This window comes from Nocardia sp. NPDC052001, from assembly GCF_040680615.1.
Taxonomy (GTDB): Bacteria; Actinomycetota; Actinomycetes; order Mycobacteriales; family Mycobacteriaceae; genus Nocardia.
Window position 1 is genome coordinate 81,079 of record NZ_JBFAXC010000013.1, and the last position, 21,251, is coordinate 102,329.

At 64.0% G+C, this 21,251-nt stretch carries 22 protein-coding genes; 16 read left to right on the plus strand and 6 right to left on the minus strand.

All coding sequences use genetic code 11. The features are described 5' to 3' along the window. Nucleotides 1-46 precede the first annotated feature (46 nt). From fabG to AB0L82_RS37380, 8 genes are all read left to right on the plus strand, one after another. A complete protein-coding gene (gene fabG, locus AB0L82_RS37345) occupies nt 47-808 on the plus strand; it encodes a 3-oxoacyl-ACP reductase FabG (protein WP_364647817.1) in 762 nt (253 codons plus the stop codon). Between the two features lie 20 nt (nt 809-828). Continuing rightward, nucleotides 829-1,281, plus strand: a complete 453-nt coding sequence (locus tag AB0L82_RS37350) for a MaoC family dehydratase (protein WP_364647819.1) — start codon at nt 829-831, stop codon at nt 1,279-1,281. Beyond that, nucleotides 1,281-2,312 carry a phosphotransferase family protein gene (locus AB0L82_RS37355; RefSeq protein ID WP_364647822.1) on the plus strand — a complete coding sequence of 344 codons (1,032 nt, stop codon included), beginning with the start codon at nt 1,281-1,283 and terminating at the stop codon, nt 2,310-2,312. Before AB0L82_RS37350 ends, AB0L82_RS37355 begins: the two co-directional genes overlap by 1 nt. After that, nucleotides 2,309-3,502 carry an acyl-CoA dehydrogenase family protein gene (locus AB0L82_RS37360; protein ID WP_364647825.1) on the plus strand — a complete coding sequence of 398 codons (1,194 nt, stop codon included), beginning with the start codon at nt 2,309-2,311 and terminating at the stop codon, nt 3,500-3,502. Before AB0L82_RS37355 ends, AB0L82_RS37360 begins: the two co-directional genes overlap by 4 nt. Further along, complete coding sequence (locus AB0L82_RS37365; protein WP_364647828.1) at nt 3,499-4,608, plus strand: acyl-CoA dehydrogenase family protein; 1,110 nt, start codon at nt 3,499-3,501, stop codon at nt 4,606-4,608. The genes AB0L82_RS37360 and AB0L82_RS37365 overlap by 4 nt, the downstream gene beginning before the upstream one ends. A gap of 41 nt (nt 4,609-4,649) precedes the next feature. Then, on the plus strand, nt 4,650-5,873 hold the full coding sequence (locus AB0L82_RS37370) for an acyl-CoA dehydrogenase family protein (protein WP_364647831.1): 1,224 nt from the start codon (nt 4,650-4,652) through the stop codon (nt 5,871-5,873). 41 nt (nt 5,874-5,914) lie between these two features. Then, the gene (locus AB0L82_RS37375; RefSeq protein WP_364647834.1) at nt 5,915-6,916 is read left to right on the plus strand and encodes an NADP-dependent oxidoreductase; all 1,002 of its coding nucleotides are present in this window, start codon (nt 5,915-5,917) and stop codon (nt 6,914-6,916) included. 92 nt (nt 6,917-7,008) lie between these two features. Further along, a complete protein-coding gene (locus AB0L82_RS37380) occupies nt 7,009-7,620 on the plus strand; it encodes a TetR/AcrR family transcriptional regulator (protein WP_364647837.1) in 612 nt (203 codons plus the stop codon). A 9-nt stretch (nt 7,621-7,629) separates the two neighbouring features. Here AB0L82_RS37380 and AB0L82_RS37385 read toward each other — a convergent pair whose 3' ends face one another. Further along, nucleotides 7,630-8,418, minus strand: coding sequence for a PIG-L family deacetylase (locus tag AB0L82_RS37385; protein WP_364647840.1), 789 nt, complete (start codon nt 8,416-8,418; stop codon nt 7,630-7,632). Nucleotides 8,419-8,570: 152 nt separating this feature from the next. Here AB0L82_RS37385 and AB0L82_RS37390 point away from each other — a divergent pair, with 152 nt between their 5' ends. The 5 genes from AB0L82_RS37390 (at nt 8,571) to AB0L82_RS37410 (ending at nt 14,501) form a co-directional block, all read left to right on the plus strand. Then, entirely contained in the window at nt 8,571-10,421 is a 1,851-nt protein-coding gene (locus AB0L82_RS37390; protein ID WP_364647843.1) for an ABC transporter ATP-binding protein/permease, read from the plus strand. A 48-nt stretch (nt 10,422-10,469) separates the two neighbouring features. Beyond that, entirely contained in the window at nt 10,470-12,410 is a 1,941-nt protein-coding gene (locus AB0L82_RS37395) for a hypothetical protein (RefSeq protein ID WP_364647846.1), read from the plus strand. A gap of 124 nt (nt 12,411-12,534) precedes the next feature. Further along, the gene (locus AB0L82_RS37400; RefSeq protein WP_364647848.1) at nt 12,535-13,377 is read left to right on the plus strand and encodes a hypothetical protein; all 843 of its coding nucleotides are present in this window, start codon (nt 12,535-12,537) and stop codon (nt 13,375-13,377) included. Nucleotides 13,378-13,766: 389 nt separating this feature from the next. Continuing rightward, a complete protein-coding gene (locus AB0L82_RS37405) occupies nt 13,767-14,081 on the plus strand; it encodes an RNHCP domain-containing protein (protein WP_364647851.1) in 315 nt (104 codons plus the stop codon). A 9-nt stretch (nt 14,082-14,090) separates the two neighbouring features. Next, nucleotides 14,091-14,501: an RNHCP domain-containing protein gene (locus AB0L82_RS37410; RefSeq protein ID WP_364647854.1), complete on the plus strand. Its 411-nt coding sequence runs from the start codon at nt 14,091-14,093 to the stop codon at nt 14,499-14,501. 65 nt (nt 14,502-14,566) lie between these two features. Here the strand turns inward: AB0L82_RS37410 and AB0L82_RS37415 are convergent, their stop codons facing one another. Further along, nucleotides 14,567-15,481, minus strand: a complete 915-nt coding sequence (locus AB0L82_RS37415) for a helix-turn-helix transcriptional regulator (protein WP_364647857.1) — start codon at nt 15,479-15,481, stop codon at nt 14,567-14,569. 149 nt (nt 15,482-15,630) lie between these two features. Between AB0L82_RS37415 and AB0L82_RS37420 the strand changes: the two genes are divergently transcribed. Then, nucleotides 15,631-16,227, plus strand: coding sequence for a short chain dehydrogenase (locus AB0L82_RS37420; protein ID WP_364647860.1), 597 nt, complete (start codon nt 15,631-15,633; stop codon nt 16,225-16,227). 81 nt (nt 16,228-16,308) lie between these two features. On the opposite strand, the gene AB0L82_RS37425 is transcribed toward AB0L82_RS37420, so the two are convergent. From AB0L82_RS37425 to AB0L82_RS37440, 4 genes are all read right to left on the minus strand, one after another. Continuing rightward, nucleotides 16,309-16,752 (minus strand): hypothetical protein, encoded by a 444-nt coding sequence (locus tag AB0L82_RS37425; protein ID WP_364647863.1) that lies wholly within the window; start codon nt 16,750-16,752, stop codon nt 16,309-16,311. 241 nt (nt 16,753-16,993) lie between these two features. Beyond that, nucleotides 16,994-18,028, minus strand: a complete 1,035-nt coding sequence (locus AB0L82_RS37430) for a Gfo/Idh/MocA family oxidoreductase (protein WP_364647867.1) — start codon at nt 18,026-18,028, stop codon at nt 16,994-16,996. Nucleotides 18,029-18,096: 68 nt separating this feature from the next. Then, nucleotides 18,097-18,975 carry an inositol monophosphatase family protein gene (locus AB0L82_RS37435; RefSeq protein ID WP_364648130.1) on the minus strand — a complete coding sequence of 293 codons (879 nt, stop codon included), beginning with the start codon at nt 18,973-18,975 and terminating at the stop codon, nt 18,097-18,099. 73 nt (nt 18,976-19,048) lie between these two features. Further along, entirely contained in the window at nt 19,049-19,993 is a 945-nt protein-coding gene (locus AB0L82_RS37440; RefSeq protein WP_364647870.1) for a hypothetical protein, read from the minus strand. 290 nt (nt 19,994-20,283) lie between these two features. Between AB0L82_RS37440 and AB0L82_RS37445 the strand changes: the two genes are divergently transcribed. Beyond that, nucleotides 20,284-20,511, plus strand: coding sequence for a hypothetical protein (locus AB0L82_RS37445; RefSeq protein ID WP_364647873.1), 228 nt, complete (start codon nt 20,284-20,286; stop codon nt 20,509-20,511). A gap of 278 nt (nt 20,512-20,789) precedes the next feature. Beyond that, nucleotides 20,790-21,224, plus strand: coding sequence for an NUDIX domain-containing protein (locus AB0L82_RS37450; protein WP_364647876.1), 435 nt, complete (start codon nt 20,790-20,792; stop codon nt 21,222-21,224). Nucleotides 21,225-21,251 lie beyond the last annotated feature (27 nt).

The window sequence follows — 21,251 nt, forward strand, 5'->3', positions numbered from 1 at the left end:
CTGACACCCACTTTCCCCCGGCACACTCACTCGAGGAGAGAACAGTATGAGCACACCGACCCAGCGGATCGCGATCGTCACCGGAGCCGCGCGCGGTATCGGCGCGGCCGTGGCCCGTCGCCTGGCCGATGACGGCCTGGCCGTGGCCGTCCTGGATCTGGACGAAAACGCTTGCAAGACAATCGTGGACGAGATCGTCGCCGCCGGTGGCCGTGCGCTCGCCGTCGGCGCGGACGTCTCCGACGAGACCGCGGTCGCCCAGGCCGTGGAACGCGTGGCGACCGAGCTGGGCGCGCCGACCGTTCTGGTCAACAACGCGGGCGTGCTGCGCGACAATCTGCTGTTCAAGATGTCCGTCGACGACTGGGACACCGTCATGAACGTGCACCTGCGGGGGTCGTTCCTGATGTCGCGCGCGGTGCAGTCCCACATGATCGACCAGAAGTGGGGACGCATCGTCAACCTGTCCAGCACCTCGGCGCTCGGTAACCGTGGTCAGGCGAATTACGCTGCGGCCAAAGCGGGTTTGCAGGGCTTCACCAAGACCCTCGCGTTCGAGCTGGGCAAGTTCGGTGTCACCGCCAATGCCATCGCCCCCGGTTTCATCGAAACCGATATGACCGCGGCCACCGCCGCGCGCGTGGGTGTGCCGTTCGAGGATTTCAAAAAGGCTGTGGTGGCGACGATTCCGGTCGCACGCGCCGGACAGCCCGAGGATATCGCGCATACCGCTTCCTTCTTCGTGAGCGAGGGAGCGGGCTTCGTCTCCGGCCAGGTGATCTACGTGGCCGGCGGACCCAAGAACTGAATCGGGAAGGACCGCAAGCGATGAAGACTTTCGATGGCCTGGGCGAATTGGAGAAGGCGGTCGGCACCCATCTCGGGTACAGCGACTGGCACACCATCACCCAGGAGCGGATCAACCTCTTCGCCGACGCGACCGGGGATCACCAGTGGATCCACGTCGACCCCGAGCGGGCGGCCGCAGGCCCGTTCGGCACCACGGTGGCGCACGGATTCCTGACGCTGTCGCTGCTGCCGATGCTGGCCGGGGAGGTCTACACCGTCGAGGGTCTGTCGATGGGAGTCAACTACGGCGCCAACAAGGTTCGCTTCCCGGCGCCGGTCCCGGTGGGTTCGCGGTTGCGCGCGGGCGTCGAGCTGATCTCGCTCACGCCGGCGAGCCTGGGGTTCCAGGCGGTCAGCAAGGTGACCGTGGAGATCGAGGGCGTGAGCAAACCGGCCTGCGTGGTCGAGAGCGTCGCGGTCCTGGTGCCGTGATGAGTTCAGCCGAAACCGCGCTTCCCGGTTTGGATCTCGACCGGCTCGCCGACTGGCTGGCCACGCATCGGCCGGATCTGGCCAAGGGGCCGTTGCAGGGACATCTGATCGCGGGTGGGAAATCCAATCTCACCTATGCGATCACCGATGGCACAACATCATTCGTGCTGCGCCGCCCGCCGCTGGGCCATGTGCTGGCGACCGCGCACGATATGACCCGCGAACACCGGGTGATCAGCGCGCTGGCCGAGACCGATGTGCCGGTGCCCGATACCTACGCACTGTGCGAGGACACCGACATCATCGGTGCGCCTTTCTATTTGATGGAATTGGTGGCCGGGACGCCGTATCGCAGGGCGCGCGAGCTGGAAGCGCTGGGCCCCGAGCGCACAGCCGCGATCTCGGCCGGTTTGATCGATACGCTCGCCGCGCTGCATTCGGTCGACCCGGCCACGGTCGGCCTGACCGATTTCGGTCGGCCCGAGGGCTTTCTGGAACGCCAGGTGCGGCGATGGAAGAAGCAGCTCGACGCTTCGTATTCGCGCGAGCTGCCCTCGGCCGTCGAGCTCCACGGATTGCTCGCCGCATCGCAACCGCCGCAATCGCCCGCACGGATCGTGCACGGGGACTATCGCCTGGACAATGTGCTGGTCGATGCCACCGATCATGTTGCGGCAGTGCTCGATTGGGAGATGGCGACCGTCGGTGACCCGCTCACCGATATCGGGCTGCTGCTGGTCTATCAGCGGATGGGCACACATCGTATTCCCGGCGTCACCGATGTCGCTGCGGCACCGGGGTTCCTGAGCGAATCGGACATGCTGGATCGCTACGCCCAGCGCGCGGGTCTGGACCTGTCGCACATCGGGTTCTATGTCGCGCTGGCCTCGTTCAAGCTCGCGGTGATCGCCGAGGGCATTCACTACCGCTATATCCACGGTCAGACCGTGGGCGCGGGTTTCGACACTATGGGAGACATGGTGGACCCGCTGCTGCGTGCCGGGATCACCGCGCTCGGAGAGAACAGATGACCAATCCCGAAGCGGTACGCGAGGATCTGCGCCGGCGCGTAGCCGCCTTGCTCGCCGACAATGATCCGGCCACCACCGATCCGGTGACCTTCCACCGCGCCCGCTTCGACGCGGGACTGGCGTGGGTGTACTACCCCGAAGGCGTGGGCGGGCTCGGCCTGGACCGCGAATTGCAGCCTTTCGTCGATGCCCTGTTCGAGCAGGACGGTTCACCGAGCAACAATCCCGAGCTCAATGGCATCGGGCTCGGTATGGCCGCGCCGACCATCCTGGCCTACGGCACTCCCGAACAGCGGCAGCGCTATCTGCGCCCGCTGTGGGCCGGGGAGGAGATCTGGTGCCAGCTGTTCAGCGAACCCGGTGCCGGATCGGATCTGGCGGCGGTGAGCACCCGCGCGGTGCGCGACGGCGATGACTGGATTGTCAACGGGCAGAAGGTCTGGACCTCGGTGGCGCATAAGGCGCAGCGCGCGATCCTGGTGGCGCGCACCGATCCGAATCGCTCGAAACACGCTGGGCTGTCATATTTTATCTGCGATATGACCGATCCGGGCGTGGACGTGCGGCCGCTGCGCCAGCTCACCGGTGAGGCCGAATTCAATGAAGTCTTCCTCACCGATGTGCGCATTCCGGATGCGAACCGGCTCGGCCAGGAGGGTGAGGGCTGGCGGGTAGCCAACACCACTCTCAACAATGAGCGCGTGTCCATCGGCGGCCGCCCGGTGCCGCGCGAGAGCGGCATCCTCGGCGCGGTGACCCGCACCTGGCGCGCTCACGCGGAAAAGCACACTCCCGACCTGCATGATCGACTGCTGCGCCTGTGGGTGGAGTCCGAGGCCGCGCGCCTGGCCGCCACCCGGCTGCGCCAGCGCGTCGCGGGCGGGCAGCCGGGTCCGGAGACCTCGGCGCTCAAACTCTCCTTCGCGCGAATCAACCAGCAGCTCAGTGGATTAGAGCTCGAACTGCTCGGTGAGGAGGGCCTGCGCTACGAGGACTGGACCATGGTGCGCCCCGACCGCGTCGACTTCGCGGGCCGGGACGCGGGCTACCGCTATCTGCGGGCCAAAGGCAATTCGATCGAGGGCGGAACGTCCGAGATCATGCGCAATATCGTCTCCGAACGGGTGCTCGGGCTGCCCGGCGAGGCGCGCGCGGACAAGGACATCGCCTGGAAGGACCTGATCCGATGAGCGAGGACATCCTGCTGCTCGACACCGATGTCGAGACGGCGCTGCGCGGCGCGGTGCGGAGTCTTTTGAATGACCGGTGTGATTCGACGGCGGTGCTGGCGGCCTATGCCGGAGATCGATCGCTGTCGCGTTCGCTGTGGAAGACGATCACCGCGGAGTTGGGGTTGGCCGGGCTGCTGATTCCCGAGAACCGTGGCGGCGCAGGCGGTTCGGCGCGCGATGCCGCGGTGGTGCTGGAGGAGCTGGGGCGTTATGTGGCTCCGGTGCCATTCCTGACCAGCAGCGTGATCGCGGCGACCGTGCTGCTCGCAGGCGATTCCGAACTCGTGGGTCAGCTTGCCTCGGGTGAGCGCACCGCCGCGCTGCTGGCGCCGTTCTCGGCGGCGACCGTCGAGCAGATTCCTGCCCTCGTCAAGGATGCCGAGGGCAGGCTGTCGGGGCGGGTGACGAGTGTGGCCGGAGCGCTCGATTCCGATGTGCTGCTGGCGGCGGTGCAGACGTCCCAGGGCACCGAGGTGCATGCCATCGAAACCTCGCTGGTGTCGGTCGCGCCGGTGGTGGCGCTCGATATGACTCGGCCCCTGGCCGATATCACCGTCGATTCGGTGCCCGGGCAGGTCGTCGTGGCGGCGGGTGCCGGATTGCCCGCGCTGCGTGTGGGTTTGGCGACCGGTGCGGCGCTGCTGGCGTCCGAGCAGGTCGGTCTCGCGGCCTGGTGCCTGGACACCACGGTGCAGTACCTGAAGGTGCGGCGGCAGTTCGGGCGCGTGGTCGGCGGCTTCCAGGCGCTCAAGCACCGACTCGCCGATCTGTACGTCGAACTCGAATCCGCGAGTGCGGCAGCACGATACGCCGCCGGTGCGCTCGCCGAGAATGATCCCGATGCCGCGATCGCCGGTGCGGTGGCCGCGGCATACTGCGGTGAGATCGCGGTACATGCCGCCGAGGAAGCGGTGCAGCTACACGGCGGCATCGGCATGACCTGGGAATATCCGGCTCATCTGTATCTCAAGCGCGCAAAGGCCGATCAGATCGGGCTAGGCAGCCCCGCCTACCACCGGTCGGTGCTGGCCGAGCTGATCGACCTGCCACTCGGACGGGACTGATACCGCATGTGCCGCAACGTAAACGACGATCAGGAGTAGCGATGTTCGAACTCTCGGGCAAGGCCCTGCGGTATCGGGACGATCTGCTCGCCTTCATGGATGAGCATGTCTATCCGGCCGAGCCGATCTTCGAAGCACAGATGATCGAATCCGGTGACCCGCACTATCAACCGCCGATTCTGGAGGAGCTCAAGACCGAGGCGCGCAAGCGTGGGCTGTGGAATCTGTTTCATCCGCATCCCGAACTCGGTGCGGGGTTGACCAATTCCGAATACGCGCCACTGGCCGAAATCATGGGCCGCAGTGCGCATCTCGCCCCCGAGGCGACCAATTGCAGTGCGCCCGATACCGGCAATATGGAGGTGCTGACGCTGTTCGGCACCGAGGAGCATAAGCGCGAGTGGCTCGCTCCCCTGCTCGCCGGGGATATCCGCTCGGCCTTCGCCATGACCGAACCCGCGGTCGCGAGCTCCGATGCCACCAACATCCAGTTGCGGATGGATCGCGATGGCGACGAGTACGTGCTCAACGGCCGTAAGTGGTGGACCTCCAACGCATTACACCGCAATTGCAAGGTGCTCATCGTGATGGGCAAGACCGATGTCGAGGCGGCGACCCATCGCCAGCAGTCCATGATGGTGGTCCCGATCGATACCCCCGGGGTGACCGTGGTGCGCGGGCTGACCGTGTTCGGCTACCAGGATCGCGAAGGGCATGCCGAAGTCATCTTCGACAATGTCCGGGTGCCCACCACGGCACTGCTGGCCGGGGAGGGCGACGGATTCATGATCAGCCAGGCCCGCCTGGGCCCGGGCCGCATCCATCACTGCATGCGGGCCATCGGCATGGCCGAGCGGGCGCTGGATCTGATGATCGATCGGGCCCAGTCCCGCACGACTTTCGGTGCGCCGGTAGCGGATCGGGCCAATATCCAGGACTGGATCGCCGAATCCCGCATCGAGATCGAAATGGTCCGGCTGCTCACGCTCAAGGCCGCGTATCTGATGGACACCGTCGGAAACAAGAACGCGCGCACCGAGATCGCCGCCATCAAGGTCGCCGCACCGGAGATGGCGCTCAAGGTGATCGACCGGGCCATTCAGGTGCACGGCGGCGGTGGCGTCTCCGGGGACTTCCCGTTGGCCGCCATGTACGCGCACGTGCGCACGCTGCGGCTGGCCGACGGGCCGGACGAGGTACACAAGCGCACCATCGCCCAGCGCGAACTGCGCCGCCGCGATCCGTCCTGGGGACGGAAAGGCTGACGCGCCCAAGTGAATTCGACCTATTCGAGAAGGAGGACCGCATGACGAAGACCCAGCAGGTGCTGCTGGCCGAACGGCCGACCGGGCTGACCACCGCGGACACCTGGAACGTGGTGACGACCGAACTCCCCGCCCTCGAAGCGGGCCAGATTCTGGTGAAGATCAACTTCATCTCCCTGGATCCGGCCATGCGCGGCTGGCTCAACGATGTCCGCTCGTACCTGCCGCCCGTCGGGATCGGTGAGGTGATGCGCTCGCTCGATATCGCCACCGTCATCGAGTCCACGCATCCGGACTACGCGGTCGGCGATACGGTCAGCGGCACCTTCGGTGTCACCGAGTACGCGGTCAGCGACGGTCGGGGCGTGCAGAAGGTCGACCTGAGCGTAGCGTCGGGCCCCACCTGGCTGGGCACGCTCGGAATGCCCGGTATGACAGCGTATTTCGGCCTGCTCGAGGTCGGGAAGCTGAAAGAGGGCGACGTCGTGCTGGTGTCGGCGGCCGCGGGTGCGGTCGGCAGCATCGCCGGGCAGATCGCGAAAGCCAAGGGCGCCACCGTGATCGGCATCGCGGGCGGTGCGGAGAAATGCCGGATGCTCACCGAGGAACTGGGTTTCGACGCCGCCATCGACTATCGCGCGGGAAATGTGCTGCGGCAGATACGCGAAGTGGCTCCCAAGGGCATCGACATCTACTTCGACAATGTCGGCGGTGAGATTCTCGACGCCGCGCTGGCCAACCTGCGCCGCGGCGCACGCGTGGTGTTGTGCGGGGCGATCTCGGCCTACAACGAGGAGAAGCCGCCGCCGGGACCCTCGCGCTACATGTCTCTGCTGGTCTTCCGCGCGTCGATGATCGGTTTCGTGGTCTTCGACTACGCCGACCGGTACGCCGAAGCCGGTGCGCAACTGGCACAGTGGATCGCCGAGGGTCGCATCAAGAGCCGCGAACACGTCGTCGAGGGCGGTATCGCCCAGTTCGGTGACACCCTGAACATGCTGTTCACCGGCGCGAACACCGGCAAGCTCGTCTTGGCGCTCTGAACGCGGAGCGTCCCCCGCCTACCATGCCGGGGGACGCTCCCCAGCACATGCCTGCTGACATGTCATGGTCCGACCGATGGGAGACTGGCCAGGTGACCGAACCAGCCGACCGCTCACGCGCGGACGACACTCGCGCCCGGCTGATCGATGCCGCCGTCATCGCCTTCGCCGAACGCGGCTTCCACGGCTCCACCACCCGCGACGTCACCTCCATCGCGGGCCTGAGCACCGCCGCCATCTACGTGCATCACCGCTCCAAAGAGGAACTCCTTTACCAGATTTCGCGCGTCGGCCACCAGGACACCCTCGAACGCGTCCAATCCGCCATCGCCTCCTCCCCCGACCCCACCGCACAACTCATCACCCTGATGCGCGACTTCGCCATCCACCACGCCCGCGCCCACACCGTCGCCCGCGTCATCAACTACGAACTCGCCGCCCTGTCCCCCGAGCATCAGCGCGAGATCAAAGACATCCGCCACACCATCGACACCGAAGTCCGCACCCTCATCGAACGCGGCGTCACCGACGGATCCTTCGACAACCCCAACCCCCACATGGCCGCCGTAGCGATCCTGTCCCTGGGCATCGACATCGCCCGCTGGTACCACGACAACGGCCCCTGGACCCCCGAAGACCTCGGCGACTACTACGTCGACCTGGCCCTGCGCATCGTCGGCGCGCGCCATCCCGACAAGAGGTAAATCCCGGCGTCAATGCGGGCCGGGGCGGGCGAAGATGTCATCGAGAGGACCGGCCGGGCCGGGGCGCAGACCCTCCTCGGCAAACCATTCCCAGCGGAACAGCTTTGCCCGCAGGGGCGCGGGAACGCGGCGTACGAAACCGGCGATGGTGGCGAAACGGCTCTGACCTTCGAGGATCGATCGGTGCTCGGCCAACGCCGTCATTCGCTGCGCTGTGAACGCTCCGACATCGATGCGGTGGGTGATCTCCGCGCGGGCGGTGTAACCGTCGCGGATAGCAGTGGTGTCATACCCGAGCCAACCGGCCGGAGCGGTCAGCCCCCGCAATAGCTCTCGTGGCATGGTCGCTTTCAGCACGCGTGCGATGCCCGCCGATTTCGCGGCCAGCGCCCCGACCTCATGGACACGAACATGATCGCGGTGCCCGTACCCGCCGTTGCGGTCATAACTCAGCAGCATGTCCGGACGCTCCTCGATGAGGATGGACGCGAGGCGTTGCGCCGCTGCACCGACATCCGCTCGGACGAACATCGTCCGACCCGGTGGGTTGGGAAACAGCACCGGGCCGTGCCCACTGTCCGCGTATCCCAGGTGCTCAACCCTGGAAACGCCGAGAACCCTTGCACTGGCCTGCAATTCCAGCAGTCGCGGTGCGATGGGGCCGTCGAACTCCCGGTGCCCATCGGTCGCGACCACGATGACCGTGCGGTGCCCCGCCTGGGCCAATTTCGCCAGAGTCCCTCCCGTCAGAGTGATCTCGTCATCGGGATGAGCATGCAGAGCCACGACTGTCGCCATGGCGCCCAGTATTCAGGCGGTGTGATCAAACGGCACCCCGTTCCGGGTTCGTCTGGATTTGCGCAGGTAGCGGCTATTGTTGGCTGTCGCTCACCTCAGCGAGCGGATTTTCGACTGCCATGGGATATGCCCGGATGTGATCGGAGGCCGCTGTGAACGCGTCGCGCGACTGGAGCGACGAGATGGTCACGTCGGCGCAGTGGCTGCTGATCACGGTCGCGATCACGGCGGTCGTGTTCCTGGTGGTCGCGGCGTTGCTGCTGCGGATGACACAGTGGGGCAGGCATTTTCGCGCTGTCACTGGTGCGTACTTCACCGGTCCCGAAGCTGTGCGCACTCTCCCGTTCATCGGGGTGCTGCTGTTGAGTGCGGTGTTATCGGTGCGGGTGAAGGTGCTGTTGTCCTATCAGGGCAACGATATGTTCTCGTCTCTGCAAGACGCGGCCGCAGCGATCGGCGGCGGAGACAGCGGTGCGCTCGACGCCGCCGAACACGCGTTCTGGCATTCGCTCATGGTGTTCGCCGTCCTCGCGGTGATCGAGGTGATTCGCACCCAGCTGGATTTCTATCTCGGCCAGATCTTCGAGATCGGTTGGCGTGACTGGTTGACCGAGCGCATGAGCGGGGCGTGGATCGATCATCAGGCGTACTACCGGGGACGATTCATCGACGCGCCCATCGATAACCCTGACCAGCGTATTCAGCAGGATGTCGGGGAGATGATCTCCGGGGCGCGCTCGCTTTCGCTGGGGGCGGTCACCGCAGTGGTGTCAGTAGTGTCGTTCACCCGAATCCTGTGGGACCTGTCCCAACCGTTGAGTATCGCTGGAGTCGAAATCCCCAGGGCCATGGTGTTTCTCGTCTTCGCATACGTGATCGTCGCGACAACGATCGCCTTCCGCATCGGGCGCCCGCTGATCCAACTCGGCTTCGACTACCAGGCCGCGACAGCGAACTTCCGCTACGCGCTGGTCCGATTGCGCGACAACGCCGAACGCGTCGCGTTCTATCGTGGCGAGGAGTCCGAAAGGCATTCCCTGCGTGCACTTTTCGCCGAGGTGCTGCGCGTCTATCGCCGTCTGGTGTATTTCACCACCCGGTTCATCGGCTGGAATCAGGCCGCCACCGAAACGGCCTCGGTACTGCCGTGGCTCCTACAAGCCTCCCAATTCTTCTCCGGCAAGCTGACTCTCGGCGACGTCCAGCAGACAGGTACGGCATTCGGGCAGATCCAGAGCTCACTATCGTTCTTCCGCAACAGTTACAGCAGCTTCGCGTCGTTCCGCGCGACACTGCTGCGCCTCGAAGGGCTGCTCGAAGCGGACGAGCGATCGCGTGAGTTGCCCCGGATCGAAGCGCGAGCACTCGAACACTCGGTGGAACTGAGCGCGGTACACGTCTACCGACCCGACGGCGAGATTCTGGTCCAGGATTTGAGCCTGCTGCTGAACGCGGGCGATGCGGTGGTCGTGCGCGGACTCTCCGGCACCGGCAAAACAACGCTCTTGCGTGCCCTGGCCGAAATGTGGCCCTACACAACGGGTATCGTCGGCCGCCCGGACATCCCGGGCACAATGTTCATCTCCCAGCTGCCGTATCTGCCACTGGGTGATCTGCGCGCCGCCATCACCTACCCCGCCCCACCGGGTGATGCCACGGCCGACGATTTGCGCTCCGCGCTGACCAAAGTGCAACTCGGCCATCTAACTGATCGTCTCGACGAGAGTGCCGACTGGGCAAACATCCTCTCCACCGGCGAACAACAACGCCTCGCCTTCGCCCGCATCATCCTGATCCGCCCCTCAGCGGCATTCCTCGACGAAGCAACCTCCGCGGTCGACGAGGGCCTGGAATTCGCCCTCTACGCCCTGATCCGCACCGAACTCCCCGACCTCATCCTCATCAGCACCGCCCACCGCCGCACCGTCGACCAACACCACACCGCCACCCTCGAACTCACTCTCGGCGGCGAATGGTCGTACCGGGCCTTGTCCACGAAGTGATCCGCGCCAGCCTCGAGTCACGCACGATCAGTGGACCCTGTCCGCACCATGCAGGACGACGGCGAGGAATACATACAGCGTCTCGAAATGTTGGTCGGCGGCGCAGTATCGCTGAAGCCCGAGGATATGCTGGCATACACCAAAGATATTGTGCCGCATGGACGGAACGGATTCAGACCGCCAACAGTGCAGGCAGCCGCCGCCCCTCGGCGCTACGGCGAAGGCCAAGTGCGCAAAATCTTCACTTCGCTGACCTTCGTTGAAGGAATTCTCATGGCCCCCAACCCTCCTGACACTTCCGGTTCGATTCCCGTGTCGGCCCTGAAGGCCCTGCACGATGACGGTCCGATTCCGCCCGCTGCCGGATCTCCGACGGTCAACGGCCAACCGGTCGACCCGTTGATCGCGGCCATCGTTCCGAGCCAGGTCGACCAGAAATCACAACAGTCGTCGACACCACCGGTCGGGGGCATCGGAGACGTCGTCGGCGTTGTCAATTCGAAGCCCAGCGGAACAACGCTGCTGCCTTCGGGAACGCTCCTGCATAACGACGTCACGAACGACAAGAATGTGCTGACGACACATACGACGATTGTGATTCCCGGCCAGTCGCCCACATACACCACCAACACACAGGATCTGACGCCCTATCTCAGCGGCAGTCAGAAGCTGCCCACCGAAGACTCCGCATTCAACCGCCTCTGGGATCAGTTGACCCCCGAGCAGAAGATACAGACGTTTCAACACGATGCCGACCTGGGTAACCGCACCCAGCTGCCGCTGGCGACGCGGGACTATTTCAACCGGTTGCACGACCAAGCGGAGATTTCGAACTATTCGGCGCAGGTTCAGCAGATGCGTGCCCAGCATCCTGACTGGGCGCAGGCAGACGACGACGCGGGCGGTGGCCGCTACTCGTACATGGATACCGACGGATCACGCACACGATGGTTGAGACAGTACGACGCGGCCAAGAACACCCTGGGGCGATTCACCGAGGCAGGCAAACCCGGAACAATCTTGATCCAACTCGACGACAACGGCAATTCAGTGAGCGTCGCGTTGCCCCAGGACGGTCAGATCCCGGCAAACTCCACCGTCATCCAGCCACCGACCACACTGGCGAGCGGGCCGGGCGCGACCGACGTCGGTGGCGCCGCGTTCCCCGGCGCCATGGGCACCGTGCTCGATGCCCAGATTGCCCAGGAACGGAATCGGCTGGAAGCCAACAACATACCCGTTCCAGGATGGATGAAGGAGATAACGATCGGCGGCAAGACCGTCGGTGGAACGCCGGTGGGTACGGCCGCGAGCGGGGGTCTGGGCATGGGTCTTGGCGTACTCTCCGATATGGCGGGTGACGGTAACTCGTTCGACAAGGCCATGGCCAGGGAAACGGGAGCGCTGGTGGCGTTCAACACGACCCAGGGGGTTGTCCTCGCCGGCACGTCCGCACTGACCGCCGCGCTTGCGGGTTCCGAAACCGGTGCGGCATTGGGCTCGGTGCTGCCCGGCGTCGGCACCGCGGTCGGTCTCGTCGCCGGTGCCGTGGCGGGCTATCTCGTGTCGAGATACATCAACAATCACTACGACATGCCGGATCACAGCAATGTGGTCTTGCCGGCCTCGGTCCTTCAGCCACCGCAACAGCACGCCACGGGTGGCGCGGTCACCGGCCCCGGATCGTCGATTGGCGACAAGATTCCCGCGTTGTTGTCCGACGGTGAGTTCGTCGTCAATGCGGCCTCCGCGTCCCAGAACCGTCCGCTACTGCGGGCGATCAACGCCGATCCGGCATATATGACGAAGTACTCGCAGCAGATGGAACGCATGGTCGCGGCAGCGCTGACCAAGGTCCGGGCGACACCGAATGGGGGCGGCGAGCACGTGAATCAATCTATGACCGTACGCATTTCGACCTATGACGTCCACGAGGCGTTCGCCAAGGCAAAGCTGTGGGAACAGCGCCACACTCTGACGGACTTCTGAGCCGGGTCCCACGGCCGGAACCCCTTGCCCTGCAACGAGAAGTACTGAGATCCTGATCGTCGGCCGCGAGACGCCGTTCGGGTGTTGATCGTGCTCGTTGCCGACGAAGGGACGGAGTCTTCTCATGGCGCGGCGCGTTTCGGACAGACCAGTGGGTTTTGTGCCGGTCTTGGGCCGCCGGTGGATGTTTCCGATCTCCCTGCTCGGCGGGATCGGATTCCTGATACTCGCGGTATTCGACGGACAGGGGGACGACCGACTGCTTTTCGGATCTCTGGGTCTGGCAATGGTTTCGACGTTCCCCACCCCGGAGTATCCCGCCGTGACAGTCCGGGCCGGACGAGCAGTCCTGCGTTATCGTCCCTGGCGCAGGCCGGAGTTCCGATTGTTCTTCCTTCTCACAATTACCGGAGCCGTGGTGTTCCAGTACGGTCGTACTGGGGACGCACCCCAATGGTTCGTGCCGGGCGGCCTCGTTCTCGTGCTTGGGAGCGGATTCTTCACGTTGCTTCTTCTCACGGGGATCGAGCGGCACATAACCTTCGGGGAACACACATTGCATGTGTCACACGCCGGATTCGACTGGGAGCTTCCCTGGGAGGCAATCACCAATGTGGCGACGAGAACGAAGCTGGTGAAGCGCGGCGGCTCGTATCCGGAGATCGTCCTCAACTGTCCACGAGGGGCGGTGATCGACAGATCGAGTCCGACTTCGCTTGCGCGGCAACAGGATCCGGAGGGACAGTGGACGGTACCGACTGGGGCGTGGACCGTGGAGCCCGGCGCGTTATCGGCAACCATTCGGTTCCTGGTCGACCATCCTGACCAGCGGGCGAGCATCACACCCGAGCAGGTGCGAGCGATGCTGACCCCGCCGATGGGAAGCGAGCGGGCGCGAATGGCGCAGGAGCGCAGGTTGGACGAATACCGGGCCGGTATCGAATCCGCACAGAACAAGAACGGCTGATTTCCAGACCACCTCGACGTTCAACAGCCTCGGTGTCACGTTTCCTTCACGAGACGGCGTGATCGCGGCGCGCGGAAAACAGATGGCGGTGCGCGAGTGGCCGCTGTTAGTGTTGCCGCCGCGCCACCCGGGCGTGAATGAACCGACTGTGGAAGAGGGTGTTTTGATGACCCGGAATGCGCCGAGAGCGCCTCAGGGTGTGGCTCCGGCACGAAACATCGCTGCCCGCACCACATCTGGCCGGTAGTCGCTAGCGTCATCGAGGCGCTCTCGGCCTGCTCCCGCTGCCTGCATTCACGCTCTCGGCATTGGAGTGAACCGAGTTGTCCGACAACACCTTTACCAACCATGAGCCCAGTCCGGCATTGCGGACCGGGACGTTTTCCTGCATGCGTTGCAGTCTTACCGTGGCTCTGCTCGGGCCCGATGGCCAGCGGCGTAATCATTGCCCCAGTTGTTTGCATTCGCGGCATACCGTCGACCAGGTCGAGGGTGGTGTGTCCGAGTGTCAGGCGCGGATGGCTCCGCTGTCGATCGCGGTGTCGCGCAGTGGCGAATGGGGCATTGTGCATCGGTGTACGCGGTGCCATGAGCTGGCGCTGCACGCGGTGTGCGGGGATGACAATCAGCTGATCCTCATGCGGTTGGCGGTGCGTCCGCTGGCCGAACCACCGTTCCCGCTCGAAGTGTTCGGCGATCTGTAGGAGCCGGACATGCCACGAAAGAACAATGCGGTGACCGGCCGCCGCCAGCGCGGGAAGTCCGTATTGCACGGGCCCGGCGGGGAATCCGGTGAGTCGTTCCGGTGTGTGGGGTGTCGGCTCGACGTGCCGATCAGCGCGCCGGGGACCGGGCATCGCAATCATTGCCCGCACTGCTTGGCCAGTCGTCATGTGGACCGGTTACCGGGCGATCGTGCCGCGACCTGTCGTGCCCGCATGCGGGCGGTCAGTATGACGGTGCGGGACAACGGTGAATGGTCGCTGGTGCACCAGTGCATGGGGTGCGGGGTATTGAAGATGAACCGCATCGCCGGTGATGACAATGCGCTGGCGCTGATGCGAATTGCGTTGCGTCCCTTGGCTGATCCGGTGATGGGCCGGAGAGTGCTGCGCTCGCTGTGAGATTCGGGGCACCGATCCTGATCGGGTCGGTGCCCCGGTATCGTGAAGCTGATCGTCTAGTTGGCCTAATGGCCTTCGGCCAGCCGAAGGCGGCTAGCCGAGATATTCGAGGTCCCTGCGCCAGGGGTGGTAATGGCGGTCAGACCGGCGAGGAGTCGCAAGGCGGATTCGGAAGGCGAGCCCGGTTCAGCGTTGAACACGGCCAGGCGTTGTCCGTCGTCGTTCGGCAGGGCCATCAACTCGGTCATCAGCGCCATGGTGCCAACGGTGGGATGGTGATAACTGCTGGTCGTACCGCCGCAGTCGCCCACCGTGTGCGCGGACCACAGTTTCGCGAAATCGGCGCTCCCGAGAATCAATTCGCCGATCAGGGTGCTCAGGGCGGGAGCTCCGGGGTGCTGCCCGGCAACGAGCCGCAGGTCGGCGACGGTGGACCGGGCCTTGCGGGGCCAGTCGTCATAGAGATCGCGCGTGTGGGGGTCGAGGAACATCATGCGACCGATATTGGGGCGGTCGTAGGCGCGGTTCGGCGCATCGAAGTCGAGATGGCCTGCCAGTACAGCGTGCGCCATCGGATTCCATGCGAGAACGTCGAGGAAACGCCCCATGACCAGGGCGGGCACGTCCCCGAAGGACTCGATCATGAGCCGTACTCCCGGCCGCACCTGCTCGGGCTTCACGGCCGGGCGGCGAGTTCTCGGCTTCGGCCGGGCCAGGGAGTACAGGTGCGCGCGCTCGGCGTCGTCCAACCGCAGGACGCGGGCGACAGCATCGAGTACGGCGTCCGAGGCATTGGGGCTCTGCCCCTGTTCGAGCCGGGTGTAGTAGCCGGCGCTCACCCCGGCGAGCTGTGCGATTTCCTCCCGGCGCAGACCTGGCACACGTCGCCGCCCGCCGTAATCGGGAAGCCCGGCCTCAGTGGGCTGGAGCTGAGCGCGCCGCGATCGCAGGAATTCACCCAGCTCCGTATTTGTGCTCATGCGAACCAGTGTCGCTGATTCGCGGATGCCGAACCTGTACCTGCCAGGTGTACCCACCACAGGTGTACATCCGGCAAGAGGCTGGGTCCGCGATGCCGATCGCCGCAGGCTGGTTTCCGACAGAGCAGCCACAGACGAACGGAGACGTGATGAAGATTCTTGTGATCGGTGCGACGGGGATCATCGGCCGCGCGGTCACCGATGCCTTGGCCGTGCGCCACGAGGTGGTGCCGGTCTCACGCAAGGGACCTGTGCGGGTGGACATGGCGGACACCGCGACGATCGACGCCCTCTTCGTGGAGGTGGGTGAAGTGGACGCGGTGGTGTGCTGCGCCGCGAGCGGCGGCTTGACACCCCTGGATACCTTGTCGGACAAGGACTTCTGGACCGGTCTCGACGGAAAACTCGTGGGCCAGGTGAACCTGGTCCGACGAGCGCTCGCGCATGTGCGGGACGGCGGATCGGTGACACTCACCAGCGGCCGATTCACCGAGCCCATCGCGGGAAGTTCGCTCTCGTACCTGGTCAATGCTGGCCTGGAGGCGTTCGTACACGCCGCGGCGATCGAGATGCCGCGTGGCGTTCGCCTGAATACGGTCAGCCCGGGTTGGGTACGAGAAACATTGCTCAGCCTCGACATGGATCCGGCTGACGGCACCCCGGCGGTCGAGGTCGCCCAGGTGTATCGGGACGTCGTGGAAGGCACGGTCCACGGTCGAACGGTATCGGCCGGAGAACAGGCATGAGTCCGAAACCCGTTGCCCTGCAACCGCGAAAGCGCTCACCGATCACGGCATTGGGATCGATGTGAGCGTGGTGTTTCCGGTCTATTCGTGTCGCGCGCAGGCGAGTTCGGCCAATTGACCGAGGGTGTTGTCGAGCTGCTCGTAGCCGTGCTGTTCCAGGGCCTTGGTCACCTGATTGGTGATCAACGGTCCGGAGAAGGTGAAGCCCGCGGTGATGTTGGCGCCCGATTCGGTGCTCTGCAACCAGTAGGTCAGATCGTACTGAATGCCCGTTCTTCCCTTGCCACGCAAGGCAATTCGATTGGGCTTATCGAGTCGAGTGACGGTCCACTCGACTTCCTCGAGCATGCCGTGCAGCAGCACCTCGGCGACCACAACGGACCCTTCGACCAGCCGCTCGGGTGGCGTGCCGATGAAGTCATGATGCATACCGAACCAGTGGTCCCAGGTGGTCGGCGCGACAATGGTGTTGAAAAGGGACTCGAGCGTCCCCGGAACGTCCCTGCTGAGAAGTAGCGCTCCCATGGCGGCTCCTTGAAATTTGTTGGCGGCGAGTCAAAACGGGTGCGCAACGCGGATTGCCGACTACCTCCGATGAACTTCCCCCCGAAGCCGGTGCCGACGATCTTGACACACCGGAAACCAGAGCACAACATAGGCATTCAGCCTGGTTAACACCGAACTTGCAAATGAAATCGCATTCGCCGCAAACCAAATGACCTGTGGGTCAACGACATCACTCCGCATCCCTCACAAAGGGGAAGTTCTACCGCTGCGCGCTGCTGACTCCACGCTCCAGAACCCTGAGCGTCTCGACTGCGTCGTGCGGATCAACCGGGACTGGCGTGCCGTCGATCAAGGCATCGGCCATCGCTCGATAGAACGCGGGGTAGTCGCCGGGCTCGGTGGGGATTGGACCGGTATCACCCTCAGCGCCCAATTCACCCCAAGAGTCGGGTTCGACTGTGCCCCAAGGGTTTCCCTCGCCAGGGCGACGGCCGGCGCGCAGGTCCGCTTCCTGAGGATCGAGACCGTATATGACGAAGGCACTTTCGGATCCCAGCACACGGAACCGCGGGCCTATTTGTGCCGCTACCGCACTCATCCATAAATGAGACCGGACGCCCGAGTCATGGGTGAGGGCAAGGAACGCGTCATCATCGGCGTTGACTCCGGCACGGCGGCGGTCTCGTTCGCAATAGACATCGGTGACCGGACCGAACAGCACCAGCGCCTGATCGACAAGATGGCTGCCGAGGTCATACAGATATCCCGCACCATCGGCTGCCCCGCCGAGCTCGCGCCAGCCACCCTTGCCCACCGGCCGCCACCGCTCCATCCGCGACTCGAACCGCTGCACCTCTCCCAGCCGGCCCTTCGCGATCAAGTTTCGGACGGTGAGGAAGTCACCGTCCCACCGGCGGTTCTGGAACACCGACAAAACCACTCGACGCCGGTCGGCGGCGGCGATGACCTGCTCAGCCTCGGCCGAGGTGACGGCGAACGGCTTATCCACCACGACCGAAATCCCGGCTTCGATCGCCTGCAGCGCGAGCGAGGCATGGCTGCGATTGGGTGTGGCGATCACGACCAGATCGATCCCGAAGGGATCAGCGAACAGCTCCTCGACCGTTGCGATGACCCGTACCCCAGGATGTTGCCGCTTCGCCTGCTCGGCGCGTTCGGCCGACGAGGTGACTACCACGTCCAAGCGCATCCGGGGTTCTGCGGCGATCAGTGGTGCGTGAAAGACCGATCCGGCAAGCCCGAAGCCCACCAGCGCCACTCGAAGTTCCGGCATCGCGCCTCTCCCTTGTGTCGATGATCCGCTTTCCGCGCAGCCGCGGTCCGGCCACGCCAAACCATGCATCACCTGTGCAACGTGGCCTGGATTTCGTTAGCCAAAGTGTAGTTCCCGGCGGCGATGAATCTCTGACGCGTATTCATGGCCTTGCTGATGTCGGACATCGAGCGCAAGCCGTAGTCCAGTGGGAGGTCTCTGCCGTTGAGGTCAGTCACAACACCTCCTGCGGCATGCAGGATGTAATGCCCTGGCGACAGGTCCCAGATCGCGAATCCCTTGGCGAACTCGATCATGGCATCGGAGAATCCAGCCGCGACGTGGCACAGGCCGATCGATCCGAAGTCGACACCGATGCGCCCGTTCGATTTTCCGTTCTCGTTCGGCAAACTCAAGGCATTCAGAAACTCGCCCTGTTGAGCCAATGGTTCGAACCGTTGAGCAGGTCGCATCAGGTAGTTGGTGACCAACGCGTCCGGCAGCGCGGCCTGTGATGGCCGGTCGAGAGCGTGTCGAGCACCGTCGGCGGTCACCATGAGCGCGCGGTCGTTTCCGGCGTCATCCATCGCGGCGAGGTAGATCTGGATGTGGTGAAAAATGTCCCCGACCACTGCGGCAACGGGCCGAGCCAGAGCGCGCGAGTAGATCAGAACGTGGGTGTAGCCGTACAGGCCGCGTACGGCCAACTCGCTGGTGTCCAGCGGGTCGACCAGCACACACAGGTCGGGGTCCGGATCCCTGCCGATGATCTCGGGGTCGGCTTCCTCGGAGGCGTAAACGAATGACGGAATCTTCTGTGCCAGTAACTCTTTGTACCGTTGATGCATCCACAGGTCGTAGTCGGACAGGAAGTTGTCGCTATGGCGCAAGTTCTCGTTCTCTGCCCGACGACCGGTCAAGGCAGCGTCGATCAGCCGTGGACGAATTTCAGTGATCATCTGGCGCACCAAGTCGGCAATATAGTGTGCGAGTTCGGTGTTCGTTGCCGGACTTATCATTCCGGGCCCCCTTTCGACTGTGTCATCGCAGCTCCATAGGAGGTTCGATTCCCGGCGGATTCATAGTGGCGGCAACGAAGATCGCCTCGAAACCGGCGGCGCGCATGATCTTCGCGCCCGTCAGATCGTCGAAGTTTTCCACCGTCAGACCGCGACTCTTGGTCATTGCGCCGAATACCGCGAAGTACAGCTCGGCTTTGGGGTATCTGACACGGAGCTGTCGGGCGAGGTAGCCGACAACGTCAGCATGTTTGACCTCGAAATCGCAGATGACGATAGTCGGGGTGTCTGGAGCATCGGGAAAGAAGGAGGCATCGTCCAAGGTGATGCCGTCACGAATCTTGTTGCAGCGCAGGTAACCGATCTTGCAGCGCGAGAGCCGCGCGGATGCCATGAAGGTCGCCATAACGAGGCCAGCCTCATTGACGCCGAAGCACACATCCACGTCAAGTCGTCGCCCGACATTCTTGATCTGGACTGAAAGCTGTTCCAGCCCATACCCGAACGATTCCCAGGTCAGGTCCAACAGGTGACCGGGACGTGGATTGGGCAAGGTGAAAACGCAGATATCCGGGTTGCCATGTTCGACTGTGGGCACCGACATCACGAACTCCTCGCCGACCTGATCGGGCAGCGAACTCGGCATGGCCGTGAGCGGTTCGCTGGGCGATTCGGGTGTTCTTGACAGCCGGTCCGGAGACTCCGGCTGGAAGTTGAGGCTGAATTGTTTGAGAGAAAGCTGGTCCTCGATCGGAAGACGTTCGTAGGCTTCGGCGATCAGTCGGTATGCCTGCAAACTCGGCACATCCGGATACCGCGCCATCAACTCCGTCGCCGCTCGCGTCACCGACCCCAGGGTCGTCCAGAGCTTCTTTCCCACGGCGGCCATCTCCCGACCACGTGCCTGCGGAGTCGTCGGCTGGATCACCGGCGCGCTCGGATTCGACTGCCCCGATCGAATTTCCATCGCACCCAGTTCTCTACAGCTGGAACCTGCACAGCCTCAGGTTACCCATTGCGATGGGCAAGACCAGCGTTTACAGGAACCCAGCAAGCCAGTGTTGCCCAAGAATCAGGTGACCCCCGAACCGTCGCGCAGGTGTCACGAACCGACACGAATGCGACTGTAGGGAACACCGAATCCACTCACACGAAAACGTATGCACGCCATGACATCCCATTCGGAGGTGGAATGTGAATGAAATAGGACGACGCCTATTTCCCCGCCGAGCACGCTCGGAGGACGAACATGTCGAGGTGGAGGCGATCCTGCGCGACGCCAGTCGCGCCGACCCTGACACTTTGGACGACATCGTCAACGAGCTACGAACACACGGTGGGAATGTGCGCACCCAAACCGAAATCGACGGTGTGATAGCCCGATTCCGGGCGACACACGCCGATCCGCACGGCGACAACGAACGCACCAGCACCGAAAGCACCGAGGACGAGCAATCACAAGACCGGAGACAGTCCCACCGTTGAACGAATCGCAGGCAGCCCCGAAGCCACGCTCCGCTTCCTCCAGGACCGAAAGGACTTACGCCCGGAGCGGCCCGCCGGGCTCTGCACCGGCTCACTTCTACCGGCCTCGCACTGAGCACTGTGCACAACCCGGCCACGTGGCGAGCTACTGAACGTGGTCGGGTGACAGTGAACAATCCGCGCTACCGGGACTATCTCGTCACGCAGGCACCACAGTGACGACCCGCACATCAATCGGTTAACCTGCTCCAATCCTCTCAGGAAGGACTACTCGTCGTATGCCCGAAAAGGTCACCAAGGAACAGGTTTTGGCCTATATCGTGCGCGACGGACGATTGCTCGTCTTCCGGCACATTGATTACTCGCGGGAGGAAGTCGGCATCCAAGTGCCTGCCGGGAGCGTGCAGGATGGGGAGACGCCCGAGGATGCCGTCCTACGGGAAGCGCGGGAAGAGACTGGGTTCACCGAGTTCACGATCGTGCGCAAGCTTGGGGAATACACCTATGACATCAGCCCTTACCGGTTCGAGATCCAGCATCGGCACGTCTTCGAACTCGAGCTCGGTCAAGACACTCCGGAGCGGTGGAACAGCCGGGAAGGCCATGATGGCGTAGGCGAACCGACGCGATTCGAATGCTTTTGGATTCCGTTGGAAGCCGCGCACGTCCTGCAATCAGGGCAAGGCGCGCTACTCGGCCGGCTGTTCGATTGAGGGATCGTTGTCTCATCCAGTCTGGAG